The following is a 16,935-nucleotide window of genomic DNA, read 5'->3' as shown; positions in this document are numbered from 1 at the left end:
TGTCAGAGAAAAGGTTGTGAATCGGTACGCGCTGCTCATTTTAGACAATAATCCAGCCAGCATTGAACATTGGCGACAAGAGCTGATTGGCCTCACCGGTAAATTCGATATCTGCAGCGCAGAGTCCGTCGAAGAAGCTCAACAACGCCTTGAATCGCTTGAACAACAAGAGCAGATCGTAGCGTTAGTGATGGCCAGTCATCATGAAACGCTCAACGGTGCGGATTTTTTGATTCGGTTGGACAAGATTGCCCACACTAAACACGCGCGTAAAGTTCTCGTCAGTTGTGGACAGGATATTCAAGCGATACTCAATGCCGTCAATGAAGGACGTTTGGACTACTGCTTAACCAAGCCGTTGCAAGATCATGTATTACGCAAAACTGCAGTTCAGGAATTGACTTCTTTTGTGCTCGAGCACGACAAAGATAACATTCTCAGTTTTAGCACTGTACTCGATCAGCAGCGCTTATTGCGTGCGCACATCGATAACAAAATGCGCAGCTACCGCGAAGGTTTCATTACCGATTATCACCGTTTATCAGATAGTGAACTGGCTGAAAAAGTGATTGGTGCACTGTACCAATTCTTCGATGAGAAAGACGAAACACAGGCGTGCAGAACTTATTCTGAACAGCATTTACTCACTCAAGAGGGTGAACCAAACCGCTTTTTATGGTTTATCACCGAAGGTGAAGTCGCCCTGTATAAAAAAGATGAGCTCGGCCAGCAACGTGAAGTGGTACGCCATAAAAAAGGCAATATTGTCGGAGGCATGTCGTTTGTAACAGGAGAACCCTCCTTCTCCACTGCGATCACCGTAACCAAGACTGAGGTGATTAAACTGGATCGCGATGTGTTTGCCAAAGTTATGCATAACGACACAAGCTTGCTGCCACTGTTTACTAACCTCCTTCTGCGCCACTTTAATCGCCGTTTACAACGCAGCATTACGACCAAACTTGAGCTACAGAAAACGCTCGAATCGCTTGAGTCCGCACATCAGCAGCTCATGGAACGAGAAAAGATGGCCATGCTCGGACAACTTGTGGCTGGGGTTGCCCACGAACTAAATAATCCTGTAGCCGCTATTTTGAGAGGAACTGAAACCTTATCCAGCCATATCGGGCATCTGATTGAAGGTGGTGAACGTGCACAAACAGAACAGTTAGGCGCACAATTGTTGCACAAAGCAATGCAGGCCAAGCCCGTTTCAACCTCTGAAGAACGCAGCAAAGCAAAACAATTAGAAGAGATTATTCACCATCGTTTAATCGCGAAAAAAATGGTCAAACTAGGGCTGGATGAAGATGAGCTAATGATTCAACTCGCTAAGAGTCGCCCAGAAACAGCGCAAAAGCAGCTCGAACAATTGGAAAGCTATCACCTCACTGGCAGTACACTGCGCTCTATTCAAGTCTGCGCCCAACGCATTGCCGATATGGTGAAAAGCCTCAAAGGCTACGCCAGACCGGATGATGAAACCTATCGACAAGTCGATATTCATGAGGGAATTGAAGATACGCTGGTGATTTTTGAAAATCGACTGAAAAGGCACAGCGTTGAAAAAGAGTATGCGCCATTGCCTTTGATCTACTGTTTGCCTATCGCGTTACAACAAGTGTGGACTAACCTCATATCCAATGCGATTGATGCCTTTCCTGAACACGGCGTATTACGCATTGAAACTCAGCAACAGCGCCATCAGGACACAGAATATGCGGTGATCCGTTTCACCGATAACGGGTGCGGTATTCCCGAAGAGCTCAAAGAACAAATTTTTGCCCTCAACTACACCACCAAACGGGAAGGCAACTTTGGGCTTGGGATTGGTCTGTCGGTATGCCAACAGATTATCCTGCAACATCAGGGTTGGATTGAAGTGGACTCCCAACCGAACCATTACACCACCATGACGGTGTGGCTACCGTTAGTCGCGCCCACAGTGGCAAGGAGCAAGCCATGAACAAATTTTTGATTTTATGCGTGGATGATGAACGCGAAGTGCTCGACAGTGTGGTGCAAGATCTCGACTGTTTCGAAGAACACTTCATTATCGAGGCCGCCGAATCGGTTGCAGAAGCAAAATCAGTGATTGATGACTACCGACAAGAAGATGTGCCTCTTGCCCTCATTTTGTGTGACCACATAATGCCTGAACAAACGGGAATCCAGTTCTTGATTGAGCTCAATCAAGAAACCGACACCGCTAAAACACGCAAAATGTTACTCACTGGCCAAGCGGGGCTTGAAGACACAGTTCAAGCAGTCAACCATGCCAGTTTGCACTTTTATATTGCCAAACCTTGGCACGGTGAGCAGTTACGCCAAGCAGTGAAAGAACAGCTGACTCAATATGTGATTGAACAGGAAAATGATTTAATGCCTTGGATTCAAGTTTTGGATGCGGAAAAAATCCTGAATGCGATCTCGGCCAAAAGAATGAGCTTCGGTGAGTAGCAATTTGGCATTCAACTTGCTTAAATTTCATCTGAACGACGAAACTCTGACATTTTTTGATAGTAGCTTGATACATCAATGCCTTATGATGTCAAACCATGAATCCGGAGTCGATTTTATGGCTTCAGTCGCTGCAAATATGCGGGCAGTGGCCTTGGAATTAATCAGAAGATATAGGTTTATCTAAATTATGCGTAAAACAATCATTGCAACTGCACTACTTCTTACCGCTGGTTCAGCATTCGCTGTTGATGGTAATAATAATGATAGCCGTACCGTAATGAGCAACTTTAGCTATGACTACGTAGAAGCGCGCATCGGCGCTAGCCCGGTTACTTTTGGTGCTGCGATGAGCCGTTCTGTGCATCCTAATGCTCATGCTATTGCTCGTATCGATTCAGAATTTGAGAGCGATTACGACCTTGCTGCTGGATTTGGTTTCCATGCTCCAATCAACAACTGGGCTGACCTGACAGGTGAAATGCTATTCCGCTTAGTCGATGACCGTAGCCGTTCAAGTGCCGATACCGGTATGGAACTCAATGTCGGTATCCGTCAATGGTTAGGCCCTCAACTAGAAGTGGGTGGTAAAGCGGGTTACGTTTCCATCGACAACAATGACGATTGGTTAGGCTCCGTTTATGCGCGTTTTCATTCTACCGAACTCTTTTCTCTCGGCGCAGAAGCACGCTTTAACGATTTTTATAACGACCAGCTGATGTTTACTGCTCGCTTTAATTTCTAAGCGATCGACATAATTAAGCCGGGAAACCCCGGCTTAATTATTTATTAGCTTCTTGAATAACAGTGACAATTACTGACGTTGCTGACAGCTTTCAAGCAATTGGCGTTTACGCGGCTCTTGCAGAAGCTTCCAATGAATGCCCTCAATCGCTCCTGCAAATTTCCATAGCAATTTCACATCGACATCACTGCCATACGCTTCACGCACTTTATTAAATACTTCTGGTGCGCCCAAGCTCATAAACGTTTCGACATCATCAATACCCGCTTTTTTCACCATACGTTCAAGAGTGAGCTGCATGTTTGGCAAGTCACGTAAACGACGACTTGCGGCTGAGCGCTGAAATTCGCGCTGATTTACCGAAAATTGAATAGAACGTTCGATGATAGAGTCTAGCTCTGGATGATTTTGTTCATAGAGATCAGTGACATCGTAATAATTTACTGTTGCCGTGGTCTGTTTTTTTACATGGCGATATTTTTCACAGCCTAAAGCCACCAGCTCCGGATCGAGTTCTTCACCACCGCGAACAAAAATACGATCATCACTGACCAACACATACATAGCGTCGTGTTGAAATAGTCCAATTCCGCCAAACATAGAGCGTTTTTGGTATGCGCCAAACTTAATTACGTAGTCGAAAAACTGTTGCTCATTCATATCCATTGATCCTTTAATCATTATTCCCCGATTAAGGAAGATCACCAGATAGCAGCAATAAAGCGAAAAAAAATGAAACGGTTAGCAAGTCTATTCGATCTTTAGTATGAGCTTGCTTATTTTGTGAAGCTAATGATAGTTAACAGAGAAAAATAAGTCCGGACTTATCTCACACGAGTACGATTCTTTTGCGCCACATTATGAGATCAGTATCACATCGTCAATTTTTTGTTGCTCTACGACGCTTAAATTACATTTATCGAATTGCTCAATAGTTCAACGAAAAACCCAACCTACTGCGTAAAATATGGGGAACCGTTTGCTTATTTAGTTTAGCGATAGTTAAAATGCTCACAACTTTGCTTGATCGTGTATTTTATGAGTCATCTATCTTTTTACTGGCTACCAGAAACCAAACATAAACTCATCCAAGGATTGGAAAGTGAATTTGCGCAATTGGTCGAGCTTTCTATCAGTACTGGCAAAATATCTCTTCCGCCGATTTCGGATGTCGTTTTAAAAATTCAGCGTCTTTGCTTGGTTGAATCAACATCAATTACTGACGTTGCCGACTGTTTAATTGAGGATCCCGGTCTCTCTGCCACCGTCATTCGTGTGGCGAATTCTGTTGTGTTTAACCGACGCAATATCACCTGTACCGATATTGTCACCGCTGTTTCTAGGCTGGGTATTTTGCGAGTTCGCGATATTGTGACAGCCCAAGCGATTGAACAATTGAAGTATTCTGTTAATCTCAGCAAAGACTGCAACCGAATACTGGTTAAAAGTGCCACCATTTCACGGGAACTGGGCGCCACCATGTTGTTGGTGACTCAAACCTTCAAATGTATTGATCCTAAAAAGTACCAATACCTTGAACTAGAAAAAGCTCTGTTAGTCGGTCTTTTAGCGGATATCGGTTTATTCTGCCTAGTCAATGAATACCATTTATACCTACAAAACGGTAATTATCTGGATCCAAACATTGCATTGAAAATTTTCCAGTCTCAATGTTCTCCGATCAGCCAGTTAGTACTGCGTCACTGGGGATTCGATACCGACTTCTTAGAAGTATCCTGCAATTGCGAGCTTGCTGCACAGCGTTCAGAAGTCAGTTATTTAGATATTGCACGTATTGCCCATCATCTTTTGATGTTCAGAAAACAAGATGATGCGCTTGACGAGCACGATGTCGAGATTAACTCCGAAGGCGCTGAAGTGCTGTATAAGCTCAGCAACTTAAGTGAAATGGAATTTAAAAATAAGTTGAGCGATGTCATCAGTGCCAGTGGCATCTGAAAGACCGCTACGAGGATGTTATGCTGTCAGGGATGATCTTTATATTTGCACCACTTGTGGTGGGTTACCTTTTTACGGTTCGTAACCCATCTCGCCTTCATTTATTAAGCAGTGCTACTTCTCACCTAGTGTATGTGATTCTGTTTTTAATGGGGTTAAGTTTAGCTGGGCTGGATAATCTACAAAGTAATTTACAAACTATCGTCAAATATACGGCGGTTTTTTTCGTAGTTTTAGGTGCTTGCAATCTACTTGCTCTACCTCTAGTAGATCGCTACCTGCCACTCACTACCGATACCACCCATAAGAAAGTTCCTCTTTCAAGCATGATGCTGGAATCAGCTAAATTAATCTTAGTCGTAGGTGCGGGACTCATCGTTGGTGTACTGCTTAATCAAGATTTAAGTTGGGTGGAATCCGCTAGCGGCTGGATTTTATTTATCCTGCTGTTTTTTATTGGTATTCAGCTACGTAATAGTGGTTTGACACTGAAACAAATCTTGCTCAACAAACATGGTATGGTGATCGCTGCCGTTATCATCCTTACTAGCTGGTTAGGTGGCATAATTGCCGCTTGGATCTTAGATATGCCCCTTTACCAAGCACTTGCTATGGCGTCTGGTTTTGGATGGTACTCATTAGCAGGAATTTTGGTTGGCGAAGCTTTTGGCCCTGTACTCGGGGGAGCATCATTTATGATTGAGCTGCTACGCGAATTGGTCGCTTTAGTGCTAATCCCTATGCTTATCCGACGTAAACCGTGCACAGCTATTGGTTATGCAGGCGCGACTGCTATGGATTTTACATTGCCCGTCATTCAAACCACAGGCGGAGTAAAATGCGTTCCCGTGGCCATTGTCAGTGGTTTTATTCTCAGCTTGTTAGTGCCTGTATTAATCCTGTTCTTTGTGTCACTTGCAAGCTAGATCGCAGGATTTCACCCTCGGCTCATTTACAATGTTTCGCCTTGAGTTTTACAATTTAGCAAACAATATTTTAAACAAATATCCTCAAACTGCTTGAAGTTGCAGGTAAGTCAACGCAGTCAACAATGCGGCAGCTTCAAGTAGAAAGGGAATAATGCTTTATCTCAGTGAAGTCCCATCGGAAAACAACCAAATATAAAAATTCAAAAGGAAAGATTATGAAACGCTTGAGCACTGCTTTACTGATGTCGGTCATCTCCGCGTCTGCCTACGCCGATAACACTTGCCTAAGTCAAAAATACGATGCTTATATCGATGCTTCCCTTAATTGGTATGCCGACCTAACAAAGCTAACCAGCGAGCAATACCCGGACTTAGCGGAAGTGGGTCAATGGTTTTTAACTGGCAGACAGCATCACTTTGAATTGAATCGTGCCGCGGTACACTATTACCTACAACATGACCCTTCAAAAGTGGCTACTGCTCAACACGTTGAATCTTGGTTAAAACTGGAGCAACCAGAAATCAAACAACTGGCCACCCGTGACGATGAATTAGGTAAGTTAGCCAGTGTGACTTTTGCTGACCGACAAGCCGTTCCCCACCCGAAAAACTACGAGTTACGTTCTGCATTAGCCGATCTCCTCAGTCACCCTAAAAAAATCGAGTCTGCGCTGAATCGCTACAACCAAGCGATTGAAAAAGTCGAAACGATTGAGTGCCCATAATCTCTCGCTAATGCAATCAAGGCTTTCCGAATTAAGACGGGACATTGCTCCCGTTTTGAATTAGATTGTCCCGCTTGAAACCCATCAATCAGAATAACAACGACACTGTATGGTATCAGAACACAAATCTGCGCAAGTTAACTTCGAATCCCTGCTCAAGATCTTCACTGTCCCTGAAGGTCCTGATTCGACATTAACGAAAATCGACGAGGAACTCTCTCGCAACTTAAATCAGTTCTTGCGTAAACACATCGTAGCCGAGGAAAAACCACTCAAAGAGATTGAGAAAGATTTTTCCAACGCTCATATTCCTGAACAACCTCAATTTGTTTCCGATCATACCCAACACCTACTCGATACCTTGGTTTCGCATTCGGTACACACCGCATCACCAAGCTTTATCGGCCATATGACTTCAGCACTGCCCTATTTCTTGATGCCGTTGTCAAAAATCATGATCGCCCTGAACCAGAATCTGGTCAAAATTGAAACTTCTAAAGCTTTCACACCTTTAGAACGCCAAGTATTGGGCATGATCCATCGTTTGATATACGGTCAAACTGACCATTTTTATCAGCAATGGATGCATAGTGCTGAGCATTCTTTGGGGGCATTCTGCTCTGGAGGCACAATTGCCAATATCACCGCCCTATGGGTGGCTCGTAATAATGCCCTAAAAGCAGAAGGTGATTTCCCCGGCGTAGAAAAAGCAGGTTTATTCAAAGCCATGTGTCACTACGGGCATGAAGGCTTGGCGATCTTAGTTTCTGAACGTGGTCACTACTCTTTGAAAAAAGCCGCCGATGTATTAGGCATTGGTCAAGAAGGGTTGATTGCAGTTAAAACCGATGCCAACAACCGTATCTGCCCACAAGATCTTGAACAAAAACTCGCTGAACTTAAGGCGCGCAATATCAAGGTATTTGCCGTTGTTGGAGTTGCGGGTACAACAGAAACGGGCAATATCGACCCACTGCGTACCGTGGCTCAGATTTGTCAGCGTGAACAGATCCATTTCCACATTGATGCCGCTTGGGGTGGTGCGACGCTTATGTCAAACCGCTATCGCGGGCTTCTCGATGGGGTTGAACTTGCTGATTCCGTCACAATAGATGCGCATAAGCAACTCTACATCCCTATGGGTGCAGGAATGGTGCTGTTTAAAGATCCGAATGCGATGCGTTCAATTGAACATCATGCCCAATACATCCTGCGCCAAGGTTCTAAAGACTTGGGTAGCCATACTTTGGAAGGCTCACGTTCAGGCATGGCAATGTTGGTTTACGCCAGCATGCATATTATTAGCCGCCCAGGCTATCAACTCCTGATTGACCAAAGTATCGAGAAAGCGCGTTATTTCGCTGATTTGATTGAGGCGCAAACGGATTTTGAACTGGTTTCTCAACCTGAACTTTGCTTGTTAACTTACCGCTATCTGCCAGCTCATGTCCGCGTGGCGTTAGAACAATCGCAAGGTGCGCAGCGAGCACAACTCAACGAACTGCTCAATGAAATGACGAAGTTCATTCAGAAAAAACAACGAGAAACAGGCAAATCTTTTGTCTCGCGGACTCAACTTCATCCGCATCAATGGGATAAGCTTGCAACCATTGTCTTCCGAGTCGTGTTAGCCAACCCACTTACAACCAAGGATATCTTGCGTAATGTGTTGGATGAACAACGTGAAATCGCTAAGCAAGCGCCAAGACTGATGCAACAAATCGAGCATTTAGCTCAAAGCATCCTCAAGCAATAAACCCTAGCCAAGAGTTACAGCAAACCGAAATAAAATTTCAGATTGTTGTAACTCTTGCGTCAATCATGGGCTAGAAGCACCACATATGGACATAGCCGGGCCTCAAAAGTGTAGTTTTTATAAAATTTAGTTGAGGCTTGTCATATTCTCACGGTCTTAATGAGAGTTTCGTTTCTGAATTCATCACGCTTAGGTTTATACTCCGTTTATTGGCGTTGGTGGGTTTATCATTCAGAAACCATTGTTTTTTCCCCTGTTGTTTCTGAATCCCAAACCAACGAGTTGTTCTCTAGCCTGCGTGAACACTATGAATACATTAGAAAAAATTCAAAAAAACCTGGAAAATTTCAGCAAGTCTGAGCGTAAGGTTGCCGAAGTAATTATGGCATCACCACAAACTGCCATTCATTCCAGCATTGCTACGCTGGCGAAAATGGCTGACGTGAGTGAACCAACGGTGAACCGTTTCTGTCGCCGCCTTGATACTAAAGGTTTTCCAGACTTTAAATTACATTTAGCTCAAAGTCTTGCTAACGGTACTCCTTACGTTAACCGTAACGTAGAAGAGGATGATGGCCCAGACGCATACACCCACAAGATTTTTGAATCGACCATGGCGTGTTTGGATGTTGCCAAAAACAGTCTAGACCCAGTACAAATTAACCGTGCAGTTGATCTTTTAACTCAAGCCAAGCGTATCTCCTTCTTTGGCTTGGGGGCGTCGTCTGCTGTCGCACGCGATGCACAAAACAAATTTATCCGCTTTAACATTCCGATCAGCTGTTTTGAAGATATTGTGATGCAGCGCATGAGCTGCATTAACTGTACGGATAATGATGTGATTGTGCTGATTTCGCACACTGGTCGCACTAAAAGCCAAGTTGAAATCGCTAATCTAGCGCGCGAGAATGGCGCCACTGTGATTGCGATTACCGCCAAGGATTCACCGCTCGACAAAGCTAGCTCTCTATCCATCTGTCTTGATGTGCCTGAGGACACCGATGTGTACATGCCTATGGCGAGCCGAGTGGTACAAATGACGGTGATTGATGTGTTGGCTACGGGTTTCACTCTGCGCCGCGGTTCTGGCTTTAGAGAGAACCTCAAGCGCGTTAAAGAGGTTTTGAAAGACTCTCGCTACGACAAATTACCGCCTTACTAATTATCGGTAGAAAGTTAAATCAACGGAGCCAAAAGGCTCCGTTGTCATACCTGAAATATTATTGAGCTTATCTCTAATGCTGTCCGCTTAACCAACTACTCTGTTCCTGCAGCAAATGAAGAATTTCAACTTCTCCTTGCGAGGTTTTTGGCTCAATAGAATCCGTTTGTTGGCAGGAGCAAACTTGGTGAAGAATATGGGTCAAACGCTCCATAGTGAGAGGAATAGGGTTACCTTTAATAGATGTGGATTTGAGCGCGTCAGTAGCAACCCGTTCGAATGAAGTCGCACAAACACCAAAATCTGTTAGATTCGGGATGGCTAATCTTTCCAACATCATATTGGCCCATAGTATTCCATCTTCCACACACGCGTTTTTGCGCCCAGTTAGAATCTGAGAAATGGTCTTGTAACGCTGTAAAATATCGCTGCGCCCCGCATCCCTAGCCACTTCTATATTCTCACGCATCACATGAGGGGCTAGCCGCGCGGTAATCACGCTGTGTGGTGCATCCAATTTACCACCAAGAGCAGAAGCAAGCCCATGAGCAGCACCCAGTTTGGCATTCGTTGCCGCCATGCCTCCCAGCATGGCAGCAAACGATAAATCGCTACGCGCTTTTTTATCATCTCGCAGACAGCCAGGCACCATGGCTCTAGTTAAGCGACGTAGACCTTCCTCGCAAATGGTGTCGGTTAAAGGGTTGGGATCCCCACACACATAGGCTTCCATAAGATGGGTAAAAGCATCCATCGCTCCTCGACCTGAAGTCAAAGGATCGGTGCCATAGGTCAACGTAGGATCAACAATAGCGACATCGGCTAACATATCAGGACTGCGCAGACTGACTTTGACTCTATCTTGCGCCGATTTCAGCACAGCATTACGCGTTACTTCAGAACCAGAACTTGCAGTTGTCGGAATCGCAATAAAAGGGAGTGGTTTGGTTTTCAGCGGAACACTACGCCCCACGACTTCAACATAGTCATACACGTTGCCTTGGTTGGGAATAATCGCCGCGACAGCCTTCCCCATGTCCAGCACACTGCCACCACCAATCGCAATCACCATATCAGGTTTAAATCGGCGTCCCAGCATGGCGGTTTCTTCCACCATTGTAATGTTGGGTTCCCCTGACACTGCGACATGCTGATAACGCATATTTTGCTGGTGCAGATAGTTGATAAGTGATGCATAGCGTTCAGGATTTTTCCCTGAAACCAGCAACACGCTATATCCATATTGACTGATTACCGAAAGAGAGCTTTCTAACGACCCTTCACCAAAGATGATCCGTGTCGCTGTCATAAACTGAAACATGCTCCCTCCAATGTTCTCATACGCCATACAGAGTCTAGCTTGCGCTCAAAGTGAGGAAATTTATTTGACCAAGTGCAACTTGCCGAAATTAACCACAAATAAACTGCAAGTTCTTGCACAAACTCACACCTAAGTTGAACAGTTTCAATCTCTTCCATCACAACTGCGATCGAAAAGCGCTTGTAAAAACTCAGCGACTCTTCGAATAAATCATCGGTTTTACCTATTGAATCAAACGGAAAAAACACGCTTTATTTCCCCACTTGAATCGGGCATAGTACGCGCAAACAAAATGAAGGAGAAAGTTATGTTTGTGGTAATTTTTGGTCGTCCTGGCTGTCCTTACTGTGTTCGTGCGAAAGAGCATGCTGAAACATTAAAAGCAAAACGCGATGATTTTAACTACCGTTATGTGGATATCCACGCAGAAGGCATCACGAAAGCAGATCTGGAAAAAACCATCGGCAAGCCAGTCGAAACCGTTCCACAGATCTTCATCGATGAACAACACATCGGTGGCTGTACAGATTTCGAAGCATACGCAAAAGAAAACTTGGGTCTGTTTGATTAATTAAAAATTAATCCTTAATTAGCCTGCGAATATCGCAGGCTTTTTGTTTAATGCTATCTATCCTCGTTAACTGAAATTTTTTAGCTATTTCGCTCCAAAGAATGCGCATTCGCGCAAAAATTCACTTATCTTTTTGCAATATTCAGATACAATTCCCAAAATTTTATTATTTCCCCTCTTGTCACGCGTGAATTGAGTTAAATCGTGAACATCGACGTCGTTTTGTTGTTAGAGCAAAATCCAATTTTGCTGATTTTTGTAGTACTCGCTATTGGCCTTTCTTTCGGGAAAATACGCTTTGGTAGCTTCCAGTTAGGTAACTCAATCGGTGTGCTGATCACGTCTCTGATTATGGGACACCTTGGCTTCTCTTTTACTCCTGAAGCGCTGACTATCGGCTTTATGCTGTTTATTTACTGCGTCGGTATTGAGGCTGGCCCGAACTTCTTTGGCATCTTCTTCCGTGATGGTAAGCATTACTTGATTCTAAGTTTGGTGGTTCTGATCACTGCCACTTGGATTGCTTACTTTGGTGGTTATTACCTCGATTTAGATTACGGCTTATCCGCTGGCATGATGGCGGGGGCACTAACATCAACACCAGTGTTGGTAGGTGCACAAGATGCTCTCAACTCAGGTTTGGCCTCTGTTCCAAGACATATGGATCTATCACTGGTTTTAGATAATGTCTCGGTAGGCTATGCAATGGCTTACCTAATCGGCCTTATCAGTATGATCATGTTCGCGAAGCTGCTACCCAAGTTGCAAAAGCAAAACTTGTCTGACTCAGCGCAGCAAATCGCTCAAGAACGCGGCCTCGGCAGCCAACGTAAAGTGTATCTTCCTATTATTCGAGCTTACCGCGTTGGGCCTGAGCTGATTAACTGGATCGATGGACGTAACCTACGTGAACTCGGCATCTATCGTCAGACGGGTTGCTATATTGAGCGTATCCGTCGTCATGGCATTCTGGCACACCCTGATGGGGATGCGATTTTGCAAGAAGGCGACGAAATTGCGCTAGTAGGTTTCCCGGATAGCCATGCACGCCTTGACCCAAGTTTCCGTAACGGTAAAGAGGTGTTTGACCGCAACTTACTTGACCTACGTATTTCTGAAGAAGAAATCGTCGTAAAAAGTGACAGTATCGCGGGTAAACGACTCTCCGACCTTAATCTTTCTGAATACGGCTGTTTCCTAAACCGCGTTGTGCGTGCGCAGATTGAGATGCCGATGGATCTGGATATCGTCCTTGCCAAAGGAGATGTACTTCAGGTCAGCGGTGAAAAGAGCAAGGTGAAAGGGTTAGCAGATAAAATCGGTTTTATCTCAGTACACAGTCAGATGGCTGATTTACTCGCTTTCTGTAGCTTCTTTATTCTTGGCATTTTGTTTGGGCTGGTCACCATGACTTTTGGCCAGGTCTCTTTCAGCCTTGGTAATGCTGTAGGACTACTGCTTTCAGGTATCACCTTGGGCTTTCTGCGTGCCAACCACCCGACTTTTGGCTATGTACCGCAAGGGGCACTGAATATGGTCAAAGATCTGGGGCTGGCGATTTTTATGGTCGGTATCGGGCTTAATGCGGGTAGTAAAATGTTCCAGCACCTCTCTGAAGTAGGTGTACAGGTTTTGGGGCTCGCCTTCTTAGTCAGCGTAGTACCTGTCGTGTTAGCTTATCTGGTGGGTGCTTACATACTGAAAATGAACCGTGCCCTTCTGTTTGGGGCAATCATCGGTGCACGAACTTGTGCTCCCGCGATGGATATTGTGAATGAGTACGCCAAATCAACTATTCCGGCACTCGGCTATGCTGGCACCTATGCGATTGCCAATATTCTGATGACGTTAACGGGTACCATTTTTATCTTGCTGAGTTAACTGATTGATTTAACCGAAGCAAGATAAACGCAATACACACAGCGCATTAAAAAGGCACCTTACGGTGCCTTTTGTATTTTTCACGAAACACTTATATGTGTTAGTGAACAACCTCTTCACGAGTCGCGAAATACTCGAAAGCGAGTCTGTCATCACTCAATGAAACTTTTACCGTTCCGCCATTCACTAGTGAACCAAACAGCAGCTCATTAGCCAGAGGTTTCTTCAATTGCTCTTGGATTACACGTCCCATCGGACGAGCACCCATTTCTCTATCGTAGCCTTTCACCGCTAACCAGTGACGAGCATCTTCTGAAACTTCCAGAGAAACGCCGCGGGCATCCAATTGGGCTTGCAGCTCCACAATGAACTTATCAACTACTTGATGAATCACACGCTCATCCAAGCTGTTGAACCAAATAATATGGTCAAGACGGTTGCGGAACTCAGGCGTAAATACCTTTTTGATCTCCGACATTGCATCATGGCTATTATCTTGTTGGATCAAACCAATCGACTTTTTCACTGTTTCCGCAACACCCGCGTTGGTCGTCATCACTAAGATAACGTTGCGGAAATCGGCTTTACGGCCGTTGTTATCCGTCAGCGTACCGTTATCCATCACTTGCAGTAGCAAGTTAAAGATATCGGGGTGGGCTTTTTCGATCTCATCCAGTAAAACCACTGAGTGAGGATGCTTGATAACGGCATCAGTCAGCAAACCACCTTGGTCATAACCAACATAACCCGGAGGTGCACCAATCAAACGGCTTACAGAGTGGCGTTCACCATACTCAGACATATCAAAACGCAGTAGCTCTATGCCTAGCAGTTTTGAAAGCTGCAGTGTCACTTCTGTTTTCCCAACCCCTGTCGGGCCAGCAAACAGGAATGAACCCACTGGTTTATGCTCCGCGCCCAATCCTGCACGAGTCAGTTTGATGGATTCGGTTAGCACATCGATCGCTGTATCTTGTCCGAATACCAACATCTTCATCTGCTTATCCAGATTTTTCAGGATGTCTTTATCGGACGAAGAAACCGATTTTTCAGGAATACGCGCCATTTTCGCTACCATGGATTCAATTTCAGCCACGCCGACGGTTTTCTTACGACGGCTCGCTGGCATCAAACGAGCACGTGCGCCTGCTTCGTCAATCACGTCAATTGCTTTATCTGGCAGATGACGCTCATTGATGTATTTCGCTGAAAGCTCAACCGCAGCACGCAGCGCTTTATTGGTGTATCGCACATCGTGGTGAGCTTCGTACTTAGTTTTTAAGCCCATCAAAATTTTGGTGGTGTCATCAAGCGAAGGCTCAACAATATCAATCTTTTGGAAACGTCGAGAGAGTGCTCGCTCTTTCTCAAAGATGTTGCTGTATTCTTGATACGTGGTGGAACCAATACAACGCAGTTTACCGCTACTGAGCAGAGGCTTAATCAGATTCGCCGCATCAACTTGACCACCGGATGCAGCACCTGCACCGATGATGGTATGAATTTCATCGATAAACAGAATCGCATCTTTTTCTTTTTCGAGTTGTTTGAGAATCGATTTAAAACGTTTCTCAAAGTCACCGCGATATTTTGTACCCGCTAACAACGAGCCAATATCGAGAGAATAAATCACACTGCGTTGAATCACTTCAGGCACGTTGCCTTCCACAATTCTCCAAGCCAGCCCTTCAGCAATCGCAGTTTTACCCACGCCAGCTTCACCCACCAACAGTGGGTTATTTTTACGGCGGCGACAAAGTACTTGAATAGTGCGTTCCAACTCTTTATCACGGCCAATAAGAGGGTCAATCTGACCTTGTTTGGCAAGTTGGTTCAAGTTAGTTGCAAAGCTCTCTAAGCGTTCATCTGCACTCACTTCTTCAGAACTATCGTTACCAAACGAGTCTGAGGAAGAATCTTCGTTTTGATTAGAGGCTTTGGTGATGCCGTGGGAAATAAAGTTAACAATATCCAAGCGGCTAATGTCGTTTTTCTTGAGCAGATAAGCCGCATGCGACTCTTGCTCACTGAAAATCGCGACAAGCACGTTAGCCCCTGTGACTTCACTACGGCCAGAAGATTGCACATGAAATACTGCACGTTGTAACACGCGTTGGAAGCTCAGCGTTGGTTGAGTCTCACGGGTTTCATCGTTTTTGGGGATGAGTGGCGTTGTCTGGTCAATGAAGGTGTCCAGTTCACGACGCAATACATCGATATCGGCTTGACAGGCTAACAGGGCTTCCCGCGCTGCATCGTTTTCCAACAATGCAAGTAGGAGGTGCTCGACGGTCATAAATTCATGTCTTTTGTCTCGCGCCCGAGCGAACGCGCCGTTTAGACTCGACTCTAATTCTTTGTTAAGCATAAGGCCTCCTTAAGGAACAACCACGTTGTTTGGCAGACGTTATGCCTGCTCCATCGTGCACAAGAGTGGATGCTCATTTTCCCTTGAGTACATCGTAACTTGAGCGACTTTCGTCTCTGCAACTTCTGCAGTAAACGTGCCACATATTGCTTTTCCTTCGTAATGCACTTTGAGCATCACTTGTGTCGCCCTCTCAATATCCATAGAGAAAAAGCGCTCAAGAATCTCAATTACAAAGTCCATCGGCGTGTAATCATCATTGTTTAATACAACGTGGTACATGGATGGTGGCTTAACTGCCGTTTTTTCTTTCTCCAGCAAATCAAGGTCTGGAGAGATCCATTCAAAATTTTTACTCATGACACTTCAGTATTTGAGGACTTCTTACAGAGAATTCAACTATAAAGTGCTGTAAAACTAGCCATTTGGACTCGCTTATTAAATTCGCACTTCAACGAATTTCGCCCCTTACTTAGAGACTAATGCAGCAATTGTAACGCTGCAAATAAAACATTGCGAATGACGATCACGAATGACGCGATTGCTTAATTTAACAGCACCAATATGCAATCTTACTTATAATTTGCTTCGCGATTTGCAAATGACAAATTCATATAATTGCAATTGCAAAATTGAGTTTTCATATAAAACTGTGTGCTTTTATACGTTAGTCCTATTGACTGCGTTCAATCATCGTCTAAATTGGTCAATTAGTGACTAACGTTAAGCATAGGCTGAATCGCTATTCACTTTTGAGAACTCATCAACGTCATTTAACACAATGAAGTTTCTCTTAAAACATCAGTTATAAAATGCATGAGGGATGTATAGCATGGCTACAGGTACAGTGAAATGGTTTAATAATGCCAAAGGCTTCGGTTTTATTTGCCCAGAAGGTGAAGACGGAGATATTTTCGCTCATTACTCAACCATTCAAATGGACGGATACCGTACACTCAAAGCCGGTCAACAGGTTTCTTATCAGGTGGAGCAAGGACCTAAGGGATACCATGCCAGCTGCGTTGTGCCGATCGAGGGACAACTAGCTAAATAATAGG

General features: G+C 44.6%; 15 protein-coding genes. 11 read left to right on the top strand and 4 right to left on the bottom strand.

Annotation, left to right across the window (positions count from 1 at the left end; translation table 11 throughout):
* Positions 1-16 precede the first annotated feature (16 nt).
* The 3 genes from D908_RS09905 (at position 17) to D908_RS09915 (ending at position 3,205) form a co-directional block, all read left to right on the top strand.
* The gene (locus D908_RS09905; protein ID WP_005524421.1) at positions 17-1,966 is read left to right on the top strand and encodes an ATP-binding protein; all 1,950 of its coding nucleotides are present in this window, start codon (positions 17-19) and stop codon (positions 1,964-1,966) included.
* Entirely contained in the window at positions 1,963-2,460 is a 498-nt protein-coding gene (locus D908_RS09910; protein ID WP_005524419.1) for a response regulator, read from the top strand. The genes D908_RS09905 and D908_RS09910 overlap by 4 nt, the downstream gene beginning before the upstream one ends.
* Before the next feature lie 190 nt (positions 2,461-2,650).
* Positions 2,651-3,205 (top strand): hypothetical protein, encoded by a 555-nt coding sequence (locus D908_RS09915; RefSeq protein ID WP_001232586.1) that lies wholly within the window; start codon positions 2,651-2,653, stop codon positions 3,203-3,205.
* 69 nt (positions 3,206-3,274) lie between these two features.
* Here the strand turns inward: D908_RS09915 and D908_RS09920 are convergent, their stop codons facing one another.
* A complete protein-coding gene (locus tag D908_RS09920) occupies positions 3,275-3,865 on the bottom strand; it encodes a TfoX/Sxy family DNA transformation protein (protein ID WP_001005359.1) in 591 nt (196 codons plus the stop codon).
* A gap of 378 nt (positions 3,866-4,243) precedes the next feature.
* On the opposite strand from D908_RS09920, the gene D908_RS09925 reads away from it, so the two are divergent.
* The 5 genes from D908_RS09925 to D908_RS09945 all read left to right on the top strand — a co-directional run bounded on the left by D908_RS09925 (position 4,244) and on the right by D908_RS09945 (position 9,736).
* Complete coding sequence (locus tag D908_RS09925; RefSeq protein WP_000019005.1) at positions 4,244-5,164, top strand: HDOD domain-containing protein; 921 nt, start codon at positions 4,244-4,246, stop codon at positions 5,162-5,164.
* Positions 5,165-5,184: 20 nt separating this feature from the next.
* Positions 5,185-6,090 (top strand): LysO family transporter, encoded by a 906-nt coding sequence (locus D908_RS09930; RefSeq protein ID WP_000948494.1) that lies wholly within the window; start codon positions 5,185-5,187, stop codon positions 6,088-6,090.
* A 218-nt stretch (positions 6,091-6,308) separates the two neighbouring features.
* The gene (locus D908_RS09935) at positions 6,309-6,818 is read left to right on the top strand and encodes a hypothetical protein (protein WP_000826837.1); all 510 of its coding nucleotides are present in this window, start codon (positions 6,309-6,311) and stop codon (positions 6,816-6,818) included.
* Between the two features lie 109 nt (positions 6,819-6,927).
* Positions 6,928-8,574, top strand: a complete 1,647-nt coding sequence (gene panP / locus D908_RS09940) for a pyridoxal-dependent aspartate 1-decarboxylase PanP (protein WP_005524416.1) — start codon at positions 6,928-6,930, stop codon at positions 8,572-8,574.
* A gap of 307 nt (positions 8,575-8,881) precedes the next feature.
* A complete protein-coding gene (locus tag D908_RS09945; protein WP_001093848.1) occupies positions 8,882-9,736 on the top strand; it encodes a MurR/RpiR family transcriptional regulator in 855 nt (284 codons plus the stop codon).
* Between the two features lie 73 nt (positions 9,737-9,809).
* Here D908_RS09945 and D908_RS09950 read toward each other — a convergent pair whose 3' ends face one another.
* Entirely contained in the window at positions 9,810-11,057 is a 1,248-nt protein-coding gene (locus D908_RS09950; protein ID WP_005524415.1) for an iron-containing alcohol dehydrogenase, read from the bottom strand.
* A 307-nt stretch (positions 11,058-11,364) separates the two neighbouring features.
* Between D908_RS09950 and D908_RS09960 the strand changes: the two genes are divergently transcribed.
* The gene (locus tag D908_RS09960) at positions 11,365-11,628 is read left to right on the top strand and encodes a GrxA family glutaredoxin (RefSeq protein WP_000498418.1); all 264 of its coding nucleotides are present in this window, start codon (positions 11,365-11,367) and stop codon (positions 11,626-11,628) included.
* A 204-nt stretch (positions 11,629-11,832) separates the two neighbouring features.
* On the top strand, positions 11,833-13,509 hold the full coding sequence (locus tag D908_RS09965; protein WP_005524414.1) for an aspartate:alanine antiporter: 1,677 nt from the start codon (positions 11,833-11,835) through the stop codon (positions 13,507-13,509).
* Between the two features lie 100 nt (positions 13,510-13,609).
* Here the strand turns inward: D908_RS09965 and clpA are convergent, their stop codons facing one another.
* Together clpA and clpS are read right to left on the bottom strand one after the other, a co-directional pair.
* Complete coding sequence (gene clpA, locus D908_RS09970) at positions 13,610-15,877, bottom strand: ATP-dependent Clp protease ATP-binding subunit ClpA (RefSeq protein WP_000932417.1); 2,268 nt, start codon at positions 15,875-15,877, stop codon at positions 13,610-13,612.
* A gap of 39 nt (positions 15,878-15,916) precedes the next feature.
* On the bottom strand, positions 15,917-16,237 hold the full coding sequence (gene clpS / locus D908_RS09975; RefSeq protein WP_000041730.1) for an ATP-dependent Clp protease adapter ClpS: 321 nt from the start codon (positions 16,235-16,237) through the stop codon (positions 15,917-15,919).
* Positions 16,238-16,709: 472 nt separating this feature from the next.
* Here clpS and cspD point away from each other — a divergent pair, with 472 nt between their 5' ends.
* On the top strand, positions 16,710-16,931 hold the full coding sequence (cspD, locus tag D908_RS09980) for a cold shock domain-containing protein CspD (RefSeq protein WP_000190602.1): 222 nt from the start codon (positions 16,710-16,712) through the stop codon (positions 16,929-16,931).
* The last annotated feature ends 4 nt before the right edge of the window (positions 16,932-16,935 follow it).

Source organism: Vibrio mimicus CAIM 602 (genome assembly GCF_000338875.1).
GTDB lineage: Bacteria > Pseudomonadota > Gammaproteobacteria > Enterobacterales > Vibrionaceae > Vibrio > Vibrio mimicus.
Note: the sequence above shows the minus strand (reverse complement) of the source record. Positions and strands in the feature narration are given on the sequence as shown.